The sequence below is a fragment of the Streptomyces sp. BBFR102 genome, assembly GCF_051397025.1.
GTDB lineage: Bacteria > Actinomycetota > Actinomycetes > Streptomycetales > Streptomycetaceae > Streptomyces.
In genome coordinates this window covers 4259330-4275597 of sequence record NZ_CP195757.1, presented here as the reverse complement: position 1 = coordinate 4275597, position 16268 = coordinate 4259330, and the positions used below count along the sequence as shown (strand labels likewise).

The 16268-nt window shown below is 74.3% G+C and carries 14 protein-coding genes and 1 pseudogene; 8 read left to right on the top strand and 7 right to left on the bottom strand.

The window, feature by feature from the left end:
• Positions 1–226 precede the first annotated feature (226 nt).
• From ACSLIC_RS19120 to ACSLIC_RS19105, 4 genes and pseudogenes are all read right to left on the bottom strand, one after another.
• A complete protein-coding gene (locus ACSLIC_RS19120; protein ID WP_436738926.1) occupies positions 227–1033 on the bottom strand; it encodes an SAM-dependent methyltransferase in 807 nt (268 codons plus the stop codon).
• A 79-nt stretch (positions 1034–1112) separates the two neighbouring features.
• Positions 1113–2179: pseudogene (locus ACSLIC_RS19115) on the bottom strand (aldehyde dehydrogenase family protein); the annotation flags it as partial.
• Between the two features lie 107 nt (positions 2180–2286).
• The gene (locus ACSLIC_RS19110; RefSeq protein WP_436738925.1) at positions 2287–2745 is read right to left on the bottom strand and encodes a hypothetical protein; all 459 of its coding nucleotides are present in this window, start codon (positions 2743–2745) and stop codon (positions 2287–2289) included.
• A 75-nt stretch (positions 2746–2820) separates the two neighbouring features.
• The gene (locus ACSLIC_RS19105; RefSeq protein ID WP_436740417.1) at positions 2821–3717 is read right to left on the bottom strand and encodes an RNA polymerase sigma factor SigF; all 897 of its coding nucleotides are present in this window, start codon (positions 3715–3717) and stop codon (positions 2821–2823) included.
• Positions 3718–4238: 521 nt separating this feature from the next.
• Between ACSLIC_RS19105 and ACSLIC_RS19100 the strand changes: the two genes are divergently transcribed.
• A complete protein-coding gene (locus tag ACSLIC_RS19100) occupies positions 4239–5045 on the top strand; it encodes a DsbA family protein (protein WP_436738924.1) in 807 nt (268 codons plus the stop codon).
• Positions 5042–5956: a cytochrome c biogenesis CcdA family protein gene (locus tag ACSLIC_RS19095; RefSeq protein WP_436738923.1), complete on the top strand. Its 915-nt coding sequence runs from the start codon at positions 5042–5044 to the stop codon at positions 5954–5956. The genes ACSLIC_RS19100 and ACSLIC_RS19095 overlap by 4 nt, the downstream gene beginning before the upstream one ends.
• A gap of 339 nt (positions 5957–6295) precedes the next feature.
• Here the strand turns inward: ACSLIC_RS19095 and ACSLIC_RS19090 are convergent, their stop codons facing one another.
• Positions 6296–7378 carry a Ku protein gene (locus tag ACSLIC_RS19090; protein WP_436738922.1) on the bottom strand — a complete coding sequence of 361 codons (1083 nt, stop codon included), beginning with the start codon at positions 7376–7378 and terminating at the stop codon, positions 6296–6298.
• 73 nt (positions 7379–7451) lie between these two features.
• Between ACSLIC_RS19090 and ligD the strand changes: the two genes are divergently transcribed.
• From ligD to ACSLIC_RS19070, 4 genes are all read left to right on the top strand, one after another.
• The gene (gene ligD, locus ACSLIC_RS19085) at positions 7452–8357 is read left to right on the top strand and encodes a non-homologous end-joining DNA ligase (protein WP_436738921.1); all 906 of its coding nucleotides are present in this window, start codon (positions 7452–7454) and stop codon (positions 8355–8357) included.
• Between the two features lie 146 nt (positions 8358–8503).
• Entirely contained in the window at positions 8504–8875 is a 372-nt protein-coding gene (locus ACSLIC_RS19080) for an SH3 domain-containing protein (RefSeq protein WP_436738920.1), read from the top strand.
• A gap of 143 nt (positions 8876–9018) precedes the next feature.
• On the top strand, positions 9019–10416 hold the full coding sequence (locus ACSLIC_RS19075; RefSeq protein ID WP_436738919.1) for an FtsW/RodA/SpoVE family cell cycle protein: 1398 nt from the start codon (positions 9019–9021) through the stop codon (positions 10414–10416).
• Complete coding sequence (locus ACSLIC_RS19070; protein WP_436738918.1) at positions 10413–11876, top strand: penicillin-binding transpeptidase domain-containing protein; 1464 nt, start codon at positions 10413–10415, stop codon at positions 11874–11876. Before ACSLIC_RS19075 ends, ACSLIC_RS19070 begins: the two co-directional genes overlap by 4 nt.
• A 30-nt stretch (positions 11877–11906) precedes the next feature.
• On the opposite strand, the gene ACSLIC_RS19065 is transcribed toward ACSLIC_RS19070, so the two are convergent.
• Together ACSLIC_RS19065 and ACSLIC_RS19060 are read right to left on the bottom strand one after the other, a co-directional pair.
• Complete coding sequence (locus ACSLIC_RS19065) at positions 11907–13013, bottom strand: ferritin-like domain-containing protein (protein ID WP_436738917.1); 1107 nt, start codon at positions 13011–13013, stop codon at positions 11907–11909.
• 297 nt (positions 13014–13310) lie between these two features.
• The gene (locus ACSLIC_RS19060; RefSeq protein ID WP_436738916.1) at positions 13311–14465 is read right to left on the bottom strand and encodes a hypothetical protein; all 1155 of its coding nucleotides are present in this window, start codon (positions 14463–14465) and stop codon (positions 13311–13313) included.
• Positions 14466–14622: 157 nt separating this feature from the next.
• Here ACSLIC_RS19060 and ACSLIC_RS19055 point away from each other — a divergent pair, with 157 nt between their 5' ends.
• Positions 14623–14886, top strand: a complete 264-nt coding sequence (locus ACSLIC_RS19055) for a hypothetical protein (protein WP_436738915.1) — start codon at positions 14623–14625, stop codon at positions 14884–14886.
• Between the two features lie 176 nt (positions 14887–15062).
• Entirely contained in the window at positions 15063–16169 is a 1107-nt protein-coding gene (locus tag ACSLIC_RS19050) for an NlpC/P60 family protein (protein ID WP_436740416.1), read from the top strand.
• Positions 16170–16268 lie beyond the last annotated feature (99 nt).

Here is a 16268-nt window from a genome sequence, read left to right as displayed (position 1 = left end):
TGGGCCCGAAGGGGCAACTGCACATCGCGCACTCGGGCAACGGGAACGGGAGCGACCAGTACAGCGTCGCCTACCTGCGGCCGCATAAGGGCGGCGACCCCTGGTCCGTCTGGGACTGGTACGAGTCCAACGGCTGCCTCTTCGGTTCGCACCGGGAGACGATGGCGCCAGGGGGGCCCGACGCTGTACGTCTACGGGACTGGGCTACTTCGAGTAGGGCGCCCCCTCACCCCTTCCGCCCCACCCCGCACACCGCATGCCCCCGGATCGCCGCCCCCGGATACACCGACAGCTCCGGCCGCCAGTCCGGGGTGGGCACGACCCCGGGCTCCACCAGGTCGAGCCCCTCGAAGAACGTGGCGATCTCTTCCGGGGCCCGAAGGTGGTATGTGTGCGCCGACTGGGAGTTGTAGGCGGCGACCGCGGTGTTGAGGGCCTCGCTGGTGTCGGTGCCGTCGCTGAGGGCGAGGTAGCTGCCGGCGGGGAGGGCGGCGAGGAGTTCGGCGACGACGGCGGCGGGGTTCTCGTCGTCGGAAAGCTGGCCCATGATGCCGAGCAGGGTGAGGGCGATCGGCTGGTCGAAGTCGAGGGTGCGGCGGGCCTCGGTGAGGAGGTGTGCGGGGTCGCGGACGTCGGCGTCGACGTAGGCGCAGTGGCCTTCGGGGGTGCTGGTGAGCAGGGCGCGGGCATGGACGAGGACCAGGGGGTCGTTGTCGACGTAGACGACGCGGCTCTCGGGGGCGATGCGCTGGGCCAGTTCGTGGGTGTTGTCGGCGGTGGGCAGGCCGGTGCCGACGTCGAGGAACTGGCGGATGCCGGCTTCGCCGGCGAGGTGGCGTACGGCGCGGGCCAGGAAGTGGCGCTGGAGGCGGGCGACGGCGGCGAAGTCGGGGAAAGCGGTGAGGATCTGCTCGCCGATGGCGGCGTCCGGCGGGTAGTGGTCCTTGCCTCCGAGGAGGTAGTTCCATACGCGGGCGGAGTGCGGACGGTCGGTCCGGAGGCGGGCGGCGCGGCGGTCCCCAGGAGTCGTCATGCGGAGGATCATCACACGATCGGCGCCGCTCCCTCCCGTACGGAGGGGGCGGCGGCGCCCGGGCGCGCGGTGTGGGCGGTCAGCCCGCGATGCCGTGGAGTTCGGTGTCCGGCGGGAGGACGCGGACGAGCCTCCTGTCGACGAACTCGCGCATGCCGAGGTGGCCGAGTTCGCGGCCGTAGCCGGAGCGCTTGTTGCCGCCGAAGGGGAGGTCGGCCTGGGTGGGGGTCGGGTGGTTGATCCAGACCATGCCGGTCTCGATGTGTCCGGCGACGCGGCGGGCCCGGTCGGTGTCGGCGCAGAAGACGGTGGAGCCGAGGCGTTCTCGCTGTCGTCGGCCAGGGCGATCGCCTCGTCCTCGTCGTCGACGCGGTACACGACGGCGGCGGGGCCGAAGAGTTCCTCGGCGTAGGCGCGCATGCCTGGCTCGACGCCGGTGAGGATGGTCGGCTCGACGTACGCGCCGGGGCGGTAGACGCGCTTGCCGCCCATGACCAGTTCGGCGCCCTGGCGGACGGTCTCCTCGATCTGTTCGACCAGGGTTTCGGCGGCCCCCTCGGAGGAGAGCGGGCCGAGCGTGGTCGTCTCGTCGGCCGGGTCGCCGGGCTTCAGCCGGGCGGAGGCGGACCTGAGGCCGTCCAGGAACGCGTCGTGGTGCGCGTCGAGGACGATGAGGCGCTTGGCGGCGACGCAGCTCCGGCCGGTGTTGGCGAGACGGCCCGCCGCGGCGGCCTCGACCGTGTGCTCCAGGTTCTCCCCGTCGCGGACGACGAGGGCGTCGCTGCCGCCCAGTTCCAGCAGAGGGGGCTTCACGTTGGCCCCGGCGCGCTCGGCGACCTTGGCGCCCGCGCCCTCGCTGCCGGTGAGCGAGGCGCCGCGCACCACTCGGCTGTCGATGATGCGGGAGACCTCGTCGTGGCCGACGAAGAGATCGGTGTACGCGCGCGGCGGGAGTCCGGCGTCCTGGAAGACCTTCTCCAGGGCCAGCGCGGACTGGGCGCAGATCCCGGCGTGCTTGACCAGCACGGTGTTGCCGAGCACGAGCTTGGGCCCGGCGAAGCGGACGACCTGGTAGAGCGGGAAGTTCCACGGCATCACGCCGAGCAGCACCCCCAGCCGCTCGCTGACCAGGTATGCCTGGCCTTCACCCTTGCCCGCCGGAGCTCGGGGCAGCCGAGCGCCCCGGCTCCCACCTGGCGGAACAGGGGAATCCGGGGCGTTCACGGCGTCGGGGCGGACCCCTGCGGACCGGCTCAGGCGCGGGCCGCTTCGCCGGGCTCGGGCTGCCCGCCCGCACCGGGTGCGCCGCCCTGCGGTGAGGCCGGGGCGCCCTGCTGCCGGGGCGCGAAGCTCGGCGGGGGCGGAGCGCCCTGCGGGGGGCGCGGGCCGGACGGGACCTGCGGGCCGCCGCCCCGCATCGCCGCGAACCCCTGCGCCGAGGCGGGGCCTGCGGGGCCCTGGGGGCCGGGAGCGCCGGAGCCGCGCCGGGGCGCGGGCATTGCGGCGGCCGGGGAGCCGGGGCCGGGAGCGGGGGCGCCGGGGCCCTGCTGGGGGCGCTGGTGCTGCTCGGGGCGCCGCGGCGGGAGGATGCTGCTCCAGTCGAGGGCGCTCTGAGCCTCCAGACGGGCCTGGTCGGCGACTCGACGCGTCTCGGTGAGGACGTCGCCCTGCTCGCGTACCAGCTGGTCGTAGATCGGAGGATTCGGTGACACTTCGGTTGGGTCTTCCCTTGTGCGGTCGTGCCGACGAGCGGCTTGCAGTCGCCCACCGTACTGGGTGGCGCCGACTCACTCCTCGGCGAGCATCCCCGAACGCAGCCGGGTCAGGATGCGCGACAGCAACCGGGAGACGTGCATCTGGGAGATTCCGAGCTCGGCGCCGATCTGCGACTGGGTCAGTTCCTCGCCGAACCGCATTTCCACGATGCGCCGTTCACGGTCGTCGAGGGTCTCCAGGAGCGGGGCGAGCGCGTGCAGGTCCTCGACCAGCTCCTGGGCCGGGTCGGGGGCACCGAGGGTGTCGGCGAGCGAGCGGGGGCTGCCGCCGGCGCGGTTGTCGTCGCCGGACTCGGTGGGCACGTCGAGCGACCCGGCGGTGTAGCCGTTGGCGGCCACCAGGCCCTCGACGACCTCCTCCTCGGTCCGGCCGAGCTTGGCGGCGAGTTCCTTGACGGTGGGCTCGCGGTCCAGCTGGGCTGCGAGCGACTCCTTGGCCTTGGCCATGTCGACGCGCAGCTCCTGGAGCCGGCGCGGGACGTGCACGGCCCAGCTGGTGTCCCGGAAGAACCGCTTGATCTCCCCGACGATGTACGGCACGGCGAAGGTGGTGAACTCCACCTCGCGGGAGAGGTCGAAGCGGTCGATCGCCTTGATCAGGCCGATCGTGCCGACCTGGACGATGTCCTCCATCTCGCCCGGGCCACGGTGCCGGAAGCGCCCGGCGGCGTAGCGGACCAGGGAGAGGTTCATCTCGATGAGGGTGCTGCGGGCGTACTGGTGCTCGGGCGTGCCCTCCTCCAGCGTCCGGAGGCGGTCGAAGAAGATCTTCGACAGGTCCCGGGCGTCCTGCGGGGCGATCTTGCCGCCGTCCTCCACCCAGGGCAGGTCCGCGGCCGCTGCGGGGCCGCCGGCCGGGGCGACCGCGGTCCCCTTGCCCCGTCGTCCCTCTTCAGTCTGTGCGGACATCGCCGTCATCAGTACCCTCCCCTTCGCGCGTGGCCGGTCGCCGGTGGGCCTGTGACCCGAGTGCCCGGCCAATCCGCCCCGAAACCAGCGACCTTGACATCACTGTTCGATAACGGCGCCTTCCCGCGACGGAGCCGCGCATGCGCGTCCTCCCGGAACTTCTCTGTGCGATACGCAACTCCACCGCCGGGAACCACTCGTTCCGGCCAGGGGGCACCGCTTCCCGGCCGCCCTCACGCACCCGTGCCCGCCACCTCGCGGACCGGTGCGGAACCCGTCCCTCCCTCCTTCCGCGCGGGCGCCCCTGACGCCCGGTCATCCTGGCCGGGCACCGGGCGCGTCACCCCTCCGGCCCACCGCGTGCGCCCCCTGCGGCGGCGCGCCGGTGTCGCCTCGGGCCGCGCGCCGGGGGTGTCCTATCGTGGTCGCGGGCAGGCCGGGCCGCACGCCTGCGGGCCCCGGCCCGGGAGGGCTCCGGCACCCCCGCATCACCGAGCCGACCGAGCCAGGAGCCCCGCGCCATGACCTCCGCGCCGCCCGCCGCCCGTCCCCCTTCCCGTTCCCGACGGCCCCACCGCCGCAAGGTCGTCGCCGCGCTGGTGCTGGTCGCCGCGCTGGTCGGCGGGACCTTCGCACTCACCCTCGACGGGAGCCGCGACCGGGAGCGGGAGCGCTCGGACCGGACCGCGACCGAGGCGAGTTCGGGACCGGAGGAGCGGGACGAGGCGCTGCTGAGGCTGGCCCGGCGGGAGAAGGGCGACCCGATGGCGGTCGGGGACGTGGACGCGCCGGTGGTGATGATCGAGTACTCCGACTTCCAGTGCCCCTACTGCGGGCGGTTCGCGCGCGAGACCAAGCCGGCGCTCCTGCGCGAGCAGGTCGAAGAGGGCGTGCTGCGCATCGAGTGGCGCAACTTCCCGCTCTTCGGGGAGGAGTCGGAACGGGCCGCGCTGGCCGCCTGGGCCGCCGGGCGGCAGGGGAAGTTCTGGGAGTTCCACGACCTGGCGTACGCGAAGCCGCGCAAGCGCAACTCCGGCGCGTTCTCCGAGAAGGCCGTGGTGGACATGGCGGAGGAGGCCGGTGTCGGCGACCTCGGCCGGTTCCGGAAGGACCTCGGCGGGGCCGAGGGGCGGGCCGCCCTCGAACGGGACCAGCAGGAGGGCTCGGGGCTCGGCGTGAGCAGCACCCCCGCCTTCCTCGTCAACGGGCAGCCCATCCTCGGCGCCCAGCCCGGTTCCACCTTCACCCAGGCCGTCGAGTCCGCCGAGGCGGATGCCCGGCGCAACAGCGAGGCCGCCGGGCCCGACGCCGAGGACGCCGCCAAGTGACCGAGGCCGGGCTGCTGATGGCCTTCCTCGGCGGCCTGCTGGCACTCCTCAGCCCATGCGGCGCGCTCCTGCTGCCCGCCTTCTTCGCCTACTCCTTCGCCGGCCCGACCCGGCTGCTGCTGCGCACCCTGTTCTTCTACGCGGGGCTCTGCGCCACGCTGGTGCCGCTGGGCGCGGCCGGGGCGCTGGCGGGACGGCTGCTGACCGGCCACCGCGAGCTGCTGGTGGCCGTGGGCGGGTGGACGCTGGTGGCGCTGGGGCTGACCCAGATCGCCGGGCTCGGTTTCGGCTCGCGCCGGATGCAGCAGGCGGCGGGCGCGCGCCGCGACGGGTCCGCGCTGTCGGTGGCGGCGCTGGGCGCGGTCTACGGGCTCGCCGGGTTCTGCGCCGGGCCGATCCTCGGCTCGGTGCTGACCGTCTCCGCGGTGGGCGGCGACCCGGTGCGGGGCGCGCTGCTGCTGGCGGTGTACGCGCTGGGGATGGCCGTACCGCTCTTCCTGCTGGCGCTCGCCTGGGACCGCTTCGAGCTGGGGCGCAGGCGGTGGCTGCGCGGCCGGGCGGTGCGGCTGGGCCCGCTGACGGTGCACTCCACGTCGGCGGCGGGCGGGCTGCTCTTCGTCCTGACCGGGGTCGCCTTCCTGGTCTTCGACGGCATGGCCTCGCTCGGCTCCGTGGTGGACCTGGAGACCGAGTACGCCTGGGAGGAGCGGCTGGCCGAGGTGGGCGCACTGGTCTCCGACCGCACCGTGCTGCTGGCCCTCTGCGCGGTGGCCGCCGCGGGCGCGCTGGCGGTGCTGCTGCGGCCGGGGCGGCGCACGGCGGACCCGGCGGCCGACAGGACGGCGCCCGAGGCGGCCGGCGAAGAGGCCGGGGGGGCGCGCGAGAGAGAGCCGTCCGGCGGGGGCGGCTGAGGCGGGGTACCCGGGGCACGTACGCGGACGTCCCGGCCGGGTACCCGGCGAGGCCGGGGCGTGCGTAGGGGGTGCGGACGACCCGCGAGGAGACGGCGGCGCGGGCCGTGCTCAGGCCCGTCGGGCGGACCGGCCGAGGCATCCTTTCCGGCTGCCGCTTCGGCCTCGACTACGGCGTGCTGCTGGACGCCGTCCACGAGAACCGCGCCCCGGGTGTACTCCGCGTGGGCCGCGTCTTCCCCGGCGCCCTGCGGGGCGGGCGGGAGCGGGTCGGGGTGCACCGTGACGCTCTGCCGGGTGTGGGCCAGGCCGCCCCGTCGCGGGAGCCGGGGCGGCCGGTCAGGCGGAGCGCTTGCGCGAGGAGGCCGCCTTCTTCTTGGTGCCCGAGGAGGAGGACTTCTTCGTGCCGGAGCCGGAGGAGGCGGACTTCTTGGCGGTGGAGCGCCCGGAGCCGCTCTTCGCGCGGGAGGACGAGGAGGCGGACTTGCCCGCGCCCGAGCGGCTGGACGCCGTCTTCTTCGCGGGGGCGGACTTCTTCTCGGCCCCCGAGCCGGAGCCGGACTTGGCGCGGGTGCCCGTCTTGCGGCGCGAGCTGAGCGAGGTCACCTCGGCGTCCTTGCCCTTCTCACCGCCCTCGTCCTCGCCCCGGGAGCGCTTGGCTTCGCGGACGCTGCTCTCCAGGGCCGACATGAGGTCGATGACGGTGCCCTCGCCCTGCGCCGGCTCCTTCTCGGGGGCCGGTTCGCGTCCCTCCGCCTTGGCGGTGACCAGTTCCTCGACCGCCTCGCGGTAGTCGTCGTGGAGGGAGTCGAGGTCGACGTCGCCGAGGGTGTCCATCAGGGCGTCGGCGAGGTCCAGCTCGGCGTCGCGGACGGTCACGTCGGTCTCGGGGGCCGCCTGATCGGGTGAGCGGATCTCGTCGGGCCAGTGCAGGGTGTGCATGGCGATGACGTCCTCGACGACACGGAGCATGCCCAGGCGCTCGCGGCCGCGCAGGGCGAACTTGGCGATGGCGACCCGCTCGCTGCGCCGCAGCGCCTCCCGCAGGAGGGCGTAGGGCTTGGCGGCGGGGGCGCCGTTGACCATGAGGTAGTAGGCGTTGCCCATCTGGAGCGGGTCGATCCGCTCGGACTCCACGAAGGCGACGATGTCGATCGTGCGGGTGGTGGGCAGCGGCAGGCTCGCCAGGTCCTCCTCGGTGATCGGGACGATGGACCCGTCCGCGTCCTCGTACCCCTTGCCGATCTCGGAGGAGGGCACCTCCTTCTCCTCCAGCTCGCAGACCTTGCGGTAGCGGATGCGGCCGCCGTCCTCCGTGTGGATCTGGCGGAACGAGACCGCGTGGTTGACGGTGGCGTTCGCCAGCTTCACGGGGATGCTGACCAGGCCGAACGAGATCGCGCCGTTCCATATCGACTGCACGCTGAGCACCTTCCCGGCCATCGGTTTGGAGAGGTATCGGCATTGTGTGGCGTTTTCGTGCGATTCTCATCGTATGACGCCCATCACCCACGTGGAGGGGCGGCGGCTCGCGCTCAGCAACCTCGACAAGGTCCTCTATCCGGCCACCGGCTTCACCAAGGGTGAGGTGCTGCACTACTACGCGTCCGTGGCGCCGGTCCTCCTGCCGCATCTGCGGCACCGGCCGCTCTCCTTCCTGCGCTATCCGGACGGTGCGCGGGGCGAGACCTTCTTCGCCAAGAACGTGCCGCCCGGTACGCCCGACTGGGTACGGGTGGCCGAGGTGCCGCGTTCGGCACGGGACGCCGCCGGCGCGCGGCAGGTGGTCGTGGACGACCTGCCGTCCCTGATGTGGGCGGCCAATCTGGTGACCGAGTTCCACACACCGCAGTGGCGGGCCGAGGAGCCCGGCGTCGCCGACCGGCTGGTCCTGGACCTCGACCCGGGCGAACCGGCCGGGATCGCCGAGTGCTGCGAGATGGCGCTGCTGCTTCGCGAGCGACTGGCCGCCGACGGGCTGGCCGCCTTCGCCAAGACCTCCGGGTCGAAGGGGCTCCACCTGCTGTCCCCGCTGACCGGTGCCCCCTCACGCGAGGTGACGGCGTACGCGAAGGAACTGGCGCTGGCGGCCGAGCGGGCGGCGCCCGGACTGGTCGTACACCGGATGGCGAAGCGGCTGCGCGCCGGCAAGGTCTTCGTCGACTTCAGCCAGAACTCGGCGTCGAAGACCACCGCCACCCCCTACACCCTGCGCGCCCGGCCCCGCCCGACCGTCTCGGCACCCCTGACCTGGGACGAGGTCGCCTCCCGGGGCGAGGGGAGCCGGCTGCCCGGGTTGCGGATCGAGGCGGACGAGGCGCTGGCGCGCGTCGAGCGGCACGGGGACCTGCTGGCGCCGCTCGCCACCGGGGAGGCGGCGGCACCGCTGCCGGGGAGCTGACGGCCCGACTCCGCCTCCGGGCCACCCGTCCGGCGGGCCGTTCCGGCGGACGGCCTAGCTGACGCCCCGTGCGGTGGCGGGACCGACATACCCCTCATAGCGTCAGATCCGTCGGAACAACACCTTCGTTCTCTCAAGGAGAGTTCATGTCCCTGCGGTCCCAGGTCATCAAGGTCGGCACTCTCGTCGCCGCCGGCACCCTCGCCCTCGCCGCCCCGGCCGGCGCGCTCGCCCCCGCGCCCGACGACGCCCAGGCGTCCACCCAGGCCGCCGCCCCCGCGGTCTACAAGGGCCGGGTCATCGCGAAGACGGGCCTGATCCTGCGCGACGCCCCGACCCGCGGCGGCGCGCCCGTCGGCACCGTGCCCTACGGCAAGGTCGTCGACATCCGCTGCAAGGTCGAGTCCGGCGACGTGGTGGACGGCAACCCGCGCTGGTACCTGCTGACCAACGGCACGTGGGCCTGGGGCTCGGCCCGCTACATCGAGAACATCGGCGAGGCCCCGCGCTGGTGCTGACGTAGCCCCACACGCAAAGGAGCCCGGCCGGAGCCCGCGAGGCACGGTCGGGCTCCGGCGTGTCCCGGACCGCCGGGAAGACCAGTGCCCGGACATAACGGCGCGCGGCGGACATCCCGCCCGATACTTGCTACGTTCCCGCCATGACCGGAACGACGACCGGCCCGACCACCGGTCCCCCGCCGCGCCCGGTCGCCCCGGGCGAAGGCCCCACCGGTCCGGCGGCCGACGGGCCGAGCCGGCGCGGCACCGAGTTCTTCCTCGTCCTGGTGGCCGTCCTGCTCTCCGTCTCCGGCTACCTGGTGGTGGGCCTGACCCTGCACGGCGCTGCCCCGCCCGACACCCTGCGGTACGCCGCCGGGCTCGGCGCGCTGGCGCTGCTGGCGCACGGCGCCGTCCGGCTCGCCGCCCCGTACGCCGATCCGCTGCTGCTGCCCATCGCGGTACTGCTCAACGGCATGGGGCTGGTCCTGATCCACCGTCTGGACCAGGAGACGCCGCACGACCAGGCGGCCGGATCGCAGCTCGTCTGGTCGACGGCGGGGGCGGCCCTGTTCATCCTGGTGGTGCTGGTGGTCCGCGACCACCGGGTGCTCCGGCGGTACACCTTCCCGCCGGTGGCCGCCGCGCTCACCCTGATGGTGCTGCCGGTCTTCTTCCCGCCGGTCAACGGCGCCCGCATCTGGATCAGGTTCGGCGGGTTCTCCTTCCAGCCCGCCGAGTTCGCCAAGGTGCTGCTCGCCGTCTTCTTCGCCGGGCACCTGGCGGCCGGGCTCACCGTGCTGCGTGACAAGGGGCGCACGGTGTGGGGGGTGCGGCTGCCGACCGGCCGGGCGCTGGGCCCGGTGGTGGCGGTGTGGCTGCTGAGCGTCGGCGTCCTCGTGCTGGAGCGGGACCTCGGCACCTCGCTGCTCTTCTTCGGCCTCTTCGTGGTGATGCTCTACGTGGCGACCGGCTGGACGGGGTGGATCACCGTGGGGCTGCTGCTGGCCGGAGCGGGGGCGTGGGCGGTGGGGCGGCTGGAGCCGCACGTCCACGCCCGCGTCACCGACTGGCTGCACCCGCTCGCCTCCATCGAGGCGGGCGAGGGCTCCAGCCAGCTGGCCCAGTCGCTCTTCGCCTTCGCCTCCGGCGGCCTCTTCGGCACCGGCCTGGGCGCCGGCCACTCGGCCCTCATCGGCTTCGCCGCCAAGTCCGACTTCATCCTCGCCACCGCCGGCGAGGAACTGGGCTGGGCGGGCCTGGCCGCGCTCTTCGTGCTGTACGGGCTGCTGGTGGAGCGGGGCTTCCGGTGCGGCCTGGCGCTGGGTGACCCGTTCGGGCGGCTGCTGGCGACGGGGCTGGCCTCGATCGTGGCGCTCCAGGTCTTCGTCATCGCGGGCGGGGTGACCGGGCTCATCCCGCTGACCGGCATGGCCATGCCCTTCCTCGCGCAGGGCGGTTCCTCGGTGGTGACCAACTGGGTGATCGTGGCACTGCTGATCCGGCTCAGCGACTCCGCCCGACGCCAGGCGCCCGCCCTCGGGGAGGACGGCCGGTGACCCGCTGCATCCGCCGCGCGGGCGTGCTCTGCCTGCTCCTCCTGCTGGCCCTGCTGGTCCACACCGCCCGCCTCCAGCTCTTCACCGGCGCCGAACTCAGCGACAGCTCCGCCAACCGGCGGACCGCCATCACCCGGTACGCCCAGCCGCGCGGCGAGATCCTGGTCGGCCAACGCCCCGTCACGGGCTCCCGCGACACCGGCGAACTCCTGCGCTACGAACGGACCTACACCGACGGCCCGCTGTACGCCCCGGTGACCGGCTTCGCCTCCCAGCAGTACGGCACCAGCCTGCTGGAGGAGGCCGAGGACGGCGTGCTGTCCGGCACCGACCCGGGGCTGGCCCCGCTGCCGTTCTGGAACGACCTGACGGGCGGTCGCAGCCCCGGCGGCAGGGTCGCCACCACCATCAGTGAGGCCGCGCAGCGGGCGGCCTACGAAGGGCTCGCCGGGCGCAAGGGCGCGGTGGCGGCCCTGGAGCCGTCCAGCGGCCGCGTCCTCGCCCTGGTCTCCTCGCCCTCCTACGACCCCGGCCGCCTCTCCGGCACCGGCCCGGCGGCGGCCGGGGCGTGGCAGGAGCTGACCCGCGCCCCCGACGAGCCGATGCTCAACCGGGCGATCCGGCAGACCTATCCGCCCGGATCGGCCTTCAAGGTGGTGACGGCCGCAGCCGCCCTCGACTCGGGCACGGTCACCGACCCGGACGCGCCGACCCGCTCCCCCGACCCGTACACCCTGCCGGGGAGCGAGAACCAGCTGAGCAACGAGGTCCAGGGGTGCGCGGACGCCTCGCTGCGGTACGCCTTCCAGTGGTCGTGCAACACGGTCTTCGCGGGGCTCGGGGTGCGGGTGGGGCTGGAGGGCATGGTCGCCGCCGCCGAGCGGTTCGGCTTCAACGACCGGGGGCTGCGCGTCCCCTCACGGGTCGCGCCGAGCACCTTCGCCACCGGGATGGACGACGCGCAGCTGGCCCTCTCCTCGATCGGGCAGTACGACACCCGCGCCACGCCGCTGCAGATGGCGTCGGTGGCGGCGGCCGTGGCGGCGGGGGGTTCGCTGCGTCCGCCCCGGCTGGTCGAGGGGACCACCACCGGGTCCGGCTCGCCGGTGTGGACCGGTGGCCCGCCCGGATACCGCCAGGTGATGAACGCCGGGACCGCCTCGGTGCTGCGGCGGATGATGCGCGACGTCGTGGAGGACGGCACCGGCACCAACGCCGCGATCGAGGGCGCCGAGGTCGGCGGGAAGACCGGCACGGCCCAGCACGGGGTGGGCAACGCGGGCGTCCCGTACGCCTGGTTCATCTCCTGGGCGCGCGCCGAGGAGGCGATCGAACCGGCGGTGGCCGTCGCGGTGGTGGTCGAGGACGAGGGGGCGCGGCGGGAGGCGATCAGCGGCGGGGGGACGGCCGCGCCGATCGCCAGGGCGGTGATGGAGGCGGTGCTGGGAGAGGGAGAGTGAACCGGCACCGCCCCCGGGCGCCGCGCGCCGTCAGCTCTCGGCGCCCGCGCGGATGGCGTCGGTGACCTCGCCGACCCGCTCCCGCTCCTCGGCGGCGAACCGCTCGGCGTCCAGCTTCTCGGCGATCTCCTCGTCCTGGGCCATCAGCAGGTCGAGGTTGTGGTCGCCGAGGTCGAAGACGCCCATGTCGACGTAGGCCCGCTGGAGGCGTTCGCCCCACAGGCCGATGTCCTTGACGCAGGGGACGATCCGGCTGAACAGCAGTTTGCGGAAGAGGTGCAGGAACTCCGACTGCTCGCTGTACTCGTGGGCCTCGGCCTTGGGGATGCCGAAGTTCTCCAGCACCTCGACGCCGCGCAGCCGGTCGCGCATCAGGTAGCAGCCCTCGATGACGAACTCCTCGCGCTCGCGCAGTTCGGCGTCGGTGAGCTGGCGGTAGTAGTCGCGCAGCGCCATCCGGCCGAAGGCGACGTGCCGGGCCTCGTCCTGCATGACGTAGGCGAGGATCTGCCGGGGCAGCGGCTTGTCGGTGGTGTCGCGGATCATCCCGAAGGCGGCCAGCGCCAGCCCCTCGATGAGGACCTGCATGCCGAGGTAGGGCATGTCCCAGCGGGAGTCGCGCAGGGTGTCGCCGAGGAGCGACTGGAGGTCGTCGTTGACCGGGTAGAGCATCCCGATCTTCTCGTGGAGGAAGCGCCCGTAGATCTCGGCGTGCCGGGCCTCGTCCATGGTCTGGGTGGCGGAGTAGAACTTGGCGTCCATGTCCGGGACGGACTCCACGATCCGGGCGGCGCAGATCATCGCGCCCTGCTCGCCGTGGAGGAACTGGCTGAACTGCCAGGAGGCGTAGTGCCGCCGAAGCTCCGCCTTGTCACGCTCGGTCATCCGCGCCCAGTGGCGGGTGCCGTGCAGGGTCAGCGCCTCGTCGGGGGTACCGAGGGGGTCGTACGGGTCGACCTCCAGCTCCCAGTCGATGCGGCGGGCGCCGTCCCACTGCTTGTCCTTGCCCTTCTGGTACAGGGAGAGCAGGCGGTCGCGGCCTTCGTCGTACTCCCAGCTGAAGCGGGCGGCGCCGGTGGCCGGGACCTGCCACAGGGGGTCGGCGGGGGGTTGGGTGTAGAGATCACGGGTCGACACGGTGGCACTCCTCCACTCGGTCCGGGGCGAGACATGCCGCCGGGCCGGGCGGCAACGCCCGCTCGCAGGCTCACACGCCCGGGGGGCGTGGTCAACGGGGCGTGCGAGGGGAGTCCGCGGCGTGCGGTGTCGCACCGGGCACCCGGTGTAACCCTGGGTTACCCCCAGGTGGGGAGAGTGCTCGACCCATGGGTCACGTTTCGGCCGGGCTGGATTTCCAGCCCGGCCGGCGATTGAGGCCATCGGTGACCGGGGCCCAGGCGCCACCCCGGCCCCTCACGGCCCGGCCGGGGCGGGTCAGAACCGGACGACGGCCGCCACGCGGCCATCCCCGGTGAGGGTTCCGTCCGGAACGAACCGCACCTGGGCGTCCCCGTCGAGGGCCGTCTCGACGAGCGTGTCGACGATGTCGGTCCCGGCCGACACCCCCACCTCGACATCGAGCGGCGGCTCGGTCCCCTCGGGCACCTCCTCCAGGTGGAGCCGCCCCTCCTCGTCCACCTGCCCCACGGCCACGAAGCTCTCCTCGACCAGCAGCAGCCCGACCCGGCGCTCGGCCGCCATCGTCCACACCTCGGGCAGGCCCCCGGCGAACCGCTTGGCGCTGCGGGCGTCGTCGAGCGCGGCCATGTCCTGCCGGACCCGCTCCCTGGCCCACTCCTCGCGGGCGGGGACGAGCCGTTCGGCCAGCTTGGTCCGGCTGTCCGTGTCCTGTCCGGCCAGCTCGACGCGCCCGGCGAACCTGGCGGCGTGCCGGGTGACCTGGTCGAAGCGGGAGAGCACCTCGACCCCGCCGACCACGAAGAGCGGCAGCGGCTGGGCGTCCAGCGCCCGGGTGAGCCGCTCGTCCACGTCGGTCATGTACTGGCGGACGCGCTCCTCGCGAATGGCGCTGGGGCTGCGGCCGTAGAGCGGGCCCGGGACGGCGTCCTCCGGGTCGGGGATCCGGGGCGGGGCAGGGAACCCGTGGTCCTCCACCTCGGTCAGCCGCTCCCCCTCGCCGACCCACAGCCGGCTCGTCTCCTGGTCCAGGACGAGGACGTAGTACGGGTGGGCGTGCAGGCGGGCGTTGACCAGCGAGCGGGTCAGGTAGGTGTCGGAGAAGACGATCCGGGTGGGCACCTCCACCGGGGTGGACAGCTGCCAGGTCTGCAGCTCCTCACCGGGGGCGACGAGCAGGAGCAGCCCGTCACCGGCGTAGACGATGTCCTCGAACTCGCGGAAGGACTCCTCGCTCAGCTTCCCCTCCAGCTCCAGCCGGGCGTCGCGCTCCACCCGGGGGTCCTCCCGCAGGCGCTTGCGGGCCTCGGAGAGGAGGTTGCGCAGCCGGATGAAGTCCTGGTCGCGCTCGGGTCGGGTTCGGTGCGTCGGCATGAGCAGCGAGACCGCCGGGTAGGGCCGGGGCCTGCGCAACTCCTTCAGCACGGCCGGGGTCAGTTCGCTGGTGTGCATCGACGGCTCCCAGTGCGCTTCGGCGAAAGGTCCACTCCAGGGGAACACCGGCGGGGTGATCCCGCGACTCGCGTGCCCCGGGGCCCCCGGGGGAGGACCCCGCCGGTGAGAACCTCCCGCGAGCGGCGGCGCCGGGCGCGTGGGCGACACTGGGCGGGTGAGAACCGAGGACACCGCCTTCGTCGGAGGGCCGCTGGACGGCCGCGTACTGCCCGTGGTGACCGGGCTGACCGGCCAGGTCCCGGCCCGCTACGAGGTCCCCGTACCCGAGGGCGACACCCTCGTCTACCTCCGCGAACCGGCCGCCCGAGGCCGCCGCACCGGCATCGTGCGCGGCTGGCTGTACGTGTACGCGCCCGACACCCCGCCCGGTGGGCGCCGGGTGCGCTGGCCCTGGTCGAAGCGGGAGGCCCGCGACTGACCCACGCCCGTGCGGCGGAACGGGTGACAGCACCCCCCGGGGTGGCCCATCGCCGGGCGCGGGGCCGCCGGTGGACCCGCAGGCTCACAGGTGCGGGGCGGAGGGCCCGCCCCGCTCCGGGAGGTGCGCGGGTGTCGGGCAGATGGAGGGCGGCCGCGACCGCGGCACTGGCGGCGATGGCGCTGGGGTCGGCGCCGGGGGCTCCGGCGGCGCCCGATCCGGCGGGCGGCGGACCCGCCCGGCAGGTCGGCGGTCCCGCCCGGCTGCTGACGGAGCTTCAGCGGCTCCACCGGGAGCTGGGCGAGGCCACCGAGACGTACCAGGCGACCGCCCGCACCCTCGCCGAGCGGCGGGCGCACAACAAGCGCCTCGGCACCGGGCTGGCCAAGGCCAGGGTCGCGCTGGCGGCGGGACGGGACGCGGCGGGGCAACTGGCGCGGCGGCAGTACCAGGGCGTGGTCGAGGTCTCCCCCACGCTGCGGCTGCTGCTGGCCGCCGACGCGCAGGGCGCCCTCGACCAGGAACACGTGCTGCGCCGGGCCGCCCGCGACCGGGTGGCGACGGTGGAGCGGCTGGCCTCGGCCGAGCGGCGCGCCTCCGGGCTGGCCCGCCGGGCGCGGGCGGCTCTCGACGAGGAGCAGGTGCTGGCGGCCCGGCAGCGCGCCGAGCACCGGGCGGCGCGGGACAAGCTGGACGAGGTGGAGTCGCTGATCTCCTCACTCTCGCCCCGGCAGCTCGCCGAGGTGGACGGCCTGGAGGCGGACCGGGGCCAGGAGGCCCGGCGCGACCTGGTGGCGGCGGGCGCCCTCAGCTCGGCCTCGGCGGTGCCGACCCGGCGCGGTCAGCGGGCGGTGCGGTTCGCGGTGGACCAGATCGGCAAGCCGTACGAGTGGGGCGCCGAGGGGCCCGAGGCGTACGACTGCTCCGGGCTGACCCGGCGGGCCTGGGGGGCGGCGGGTACCGGGCTGCCGCGCACCAGTCAGGAGCAGTGGGCCCGGCTGAAGCGGGTGCCGCTGCGCGGACTGCGCCCCGGCGACCTGGTCGTCTACTTCCCGAAGGCCACCCACGTCGCCCTCTACCTCGGCGACGGCCTGGTCGTCCACGCCCCCCGCCCAGGTGCCGACGTCAAGGTCTCCCCCGTCGCCGCCAACCCGGTCCTCGGCGCGGTCCGCCCCGACCCCGACGGCCCCCCGGTCGCGGAGTACGAGCCGCCGGCGCTGCCGGAGGGCGCGCGCGAGGGGGCGGACACCGGGTACGCGCGGGAGGCGGCCCCCGAGGGGTGAGGCGCCCCGGCCGACGCGCGAGGGCGGTGCCCCGGGGTGGCCGTCGCGGTCGTCCTGGAGGCGGGGCTGCGTACCCCGGGGCGTCCCCGGGGTACGCCG

Coding starts and splice junctions, on each gene's coding strand:
- ligD (WP_436738921.1), top strand. CDS start 7,452: ATGACGCCCATCACCCACGTGGAGGGGCGGCGGCTCGCGCTCAGCAAC.
- ACSLIC_RS19080 (WP_436738920.1), top strand. CDS start 8,504: ATGTCCCTGCGGTCCCAGGTCATCAAGGTCGGCACTCTCGTCGCCGCC.
- ACSLIC_RS19105 (WP_436740417.1), bottom strand. CDS start 3,717: ATGTCCGCACAGACTGAAGAGGGACGACGGGGCAAGGGGACCGCGGTC.
- ACSLIC_RS19075 (WP_436738919.1), top strand. CDS start 9,019: ATGACCGGAACGACGACCGGCCCGACCACCGGTCCCCCGCCGCGCCCG.
- ACSLIC_RS19060 (WP_436738916.1), bottom strand. CDS start 14,465: ATGCACACCAGCGAACTGACCCCGGCCGTGCTGAAGGAGTTGCGCAGG.
- ACSLIC_RS19100 (WP_436738924.1), top strand. CDS start 4,239: ATGACCTCCGCGCCGCCCGCCGCCCGTCCCCCTTCCCGTTCCCGACGG.
- ACSLIC_RS19120 (WP_436738926.1), bottom strand. CDS start 1,033: ATGACGACTCCTGGGGACCGCCGCGCCGCCCGCCTCCGGACCGACCGT.
- ACSLIC_RS19050 (WP_436740416.1), top strand. CDS start 15,063: ATGGCGCTGGGGTCGGCGCCGGGGGCTCCGGCGGCGCCCGATCCGGCG.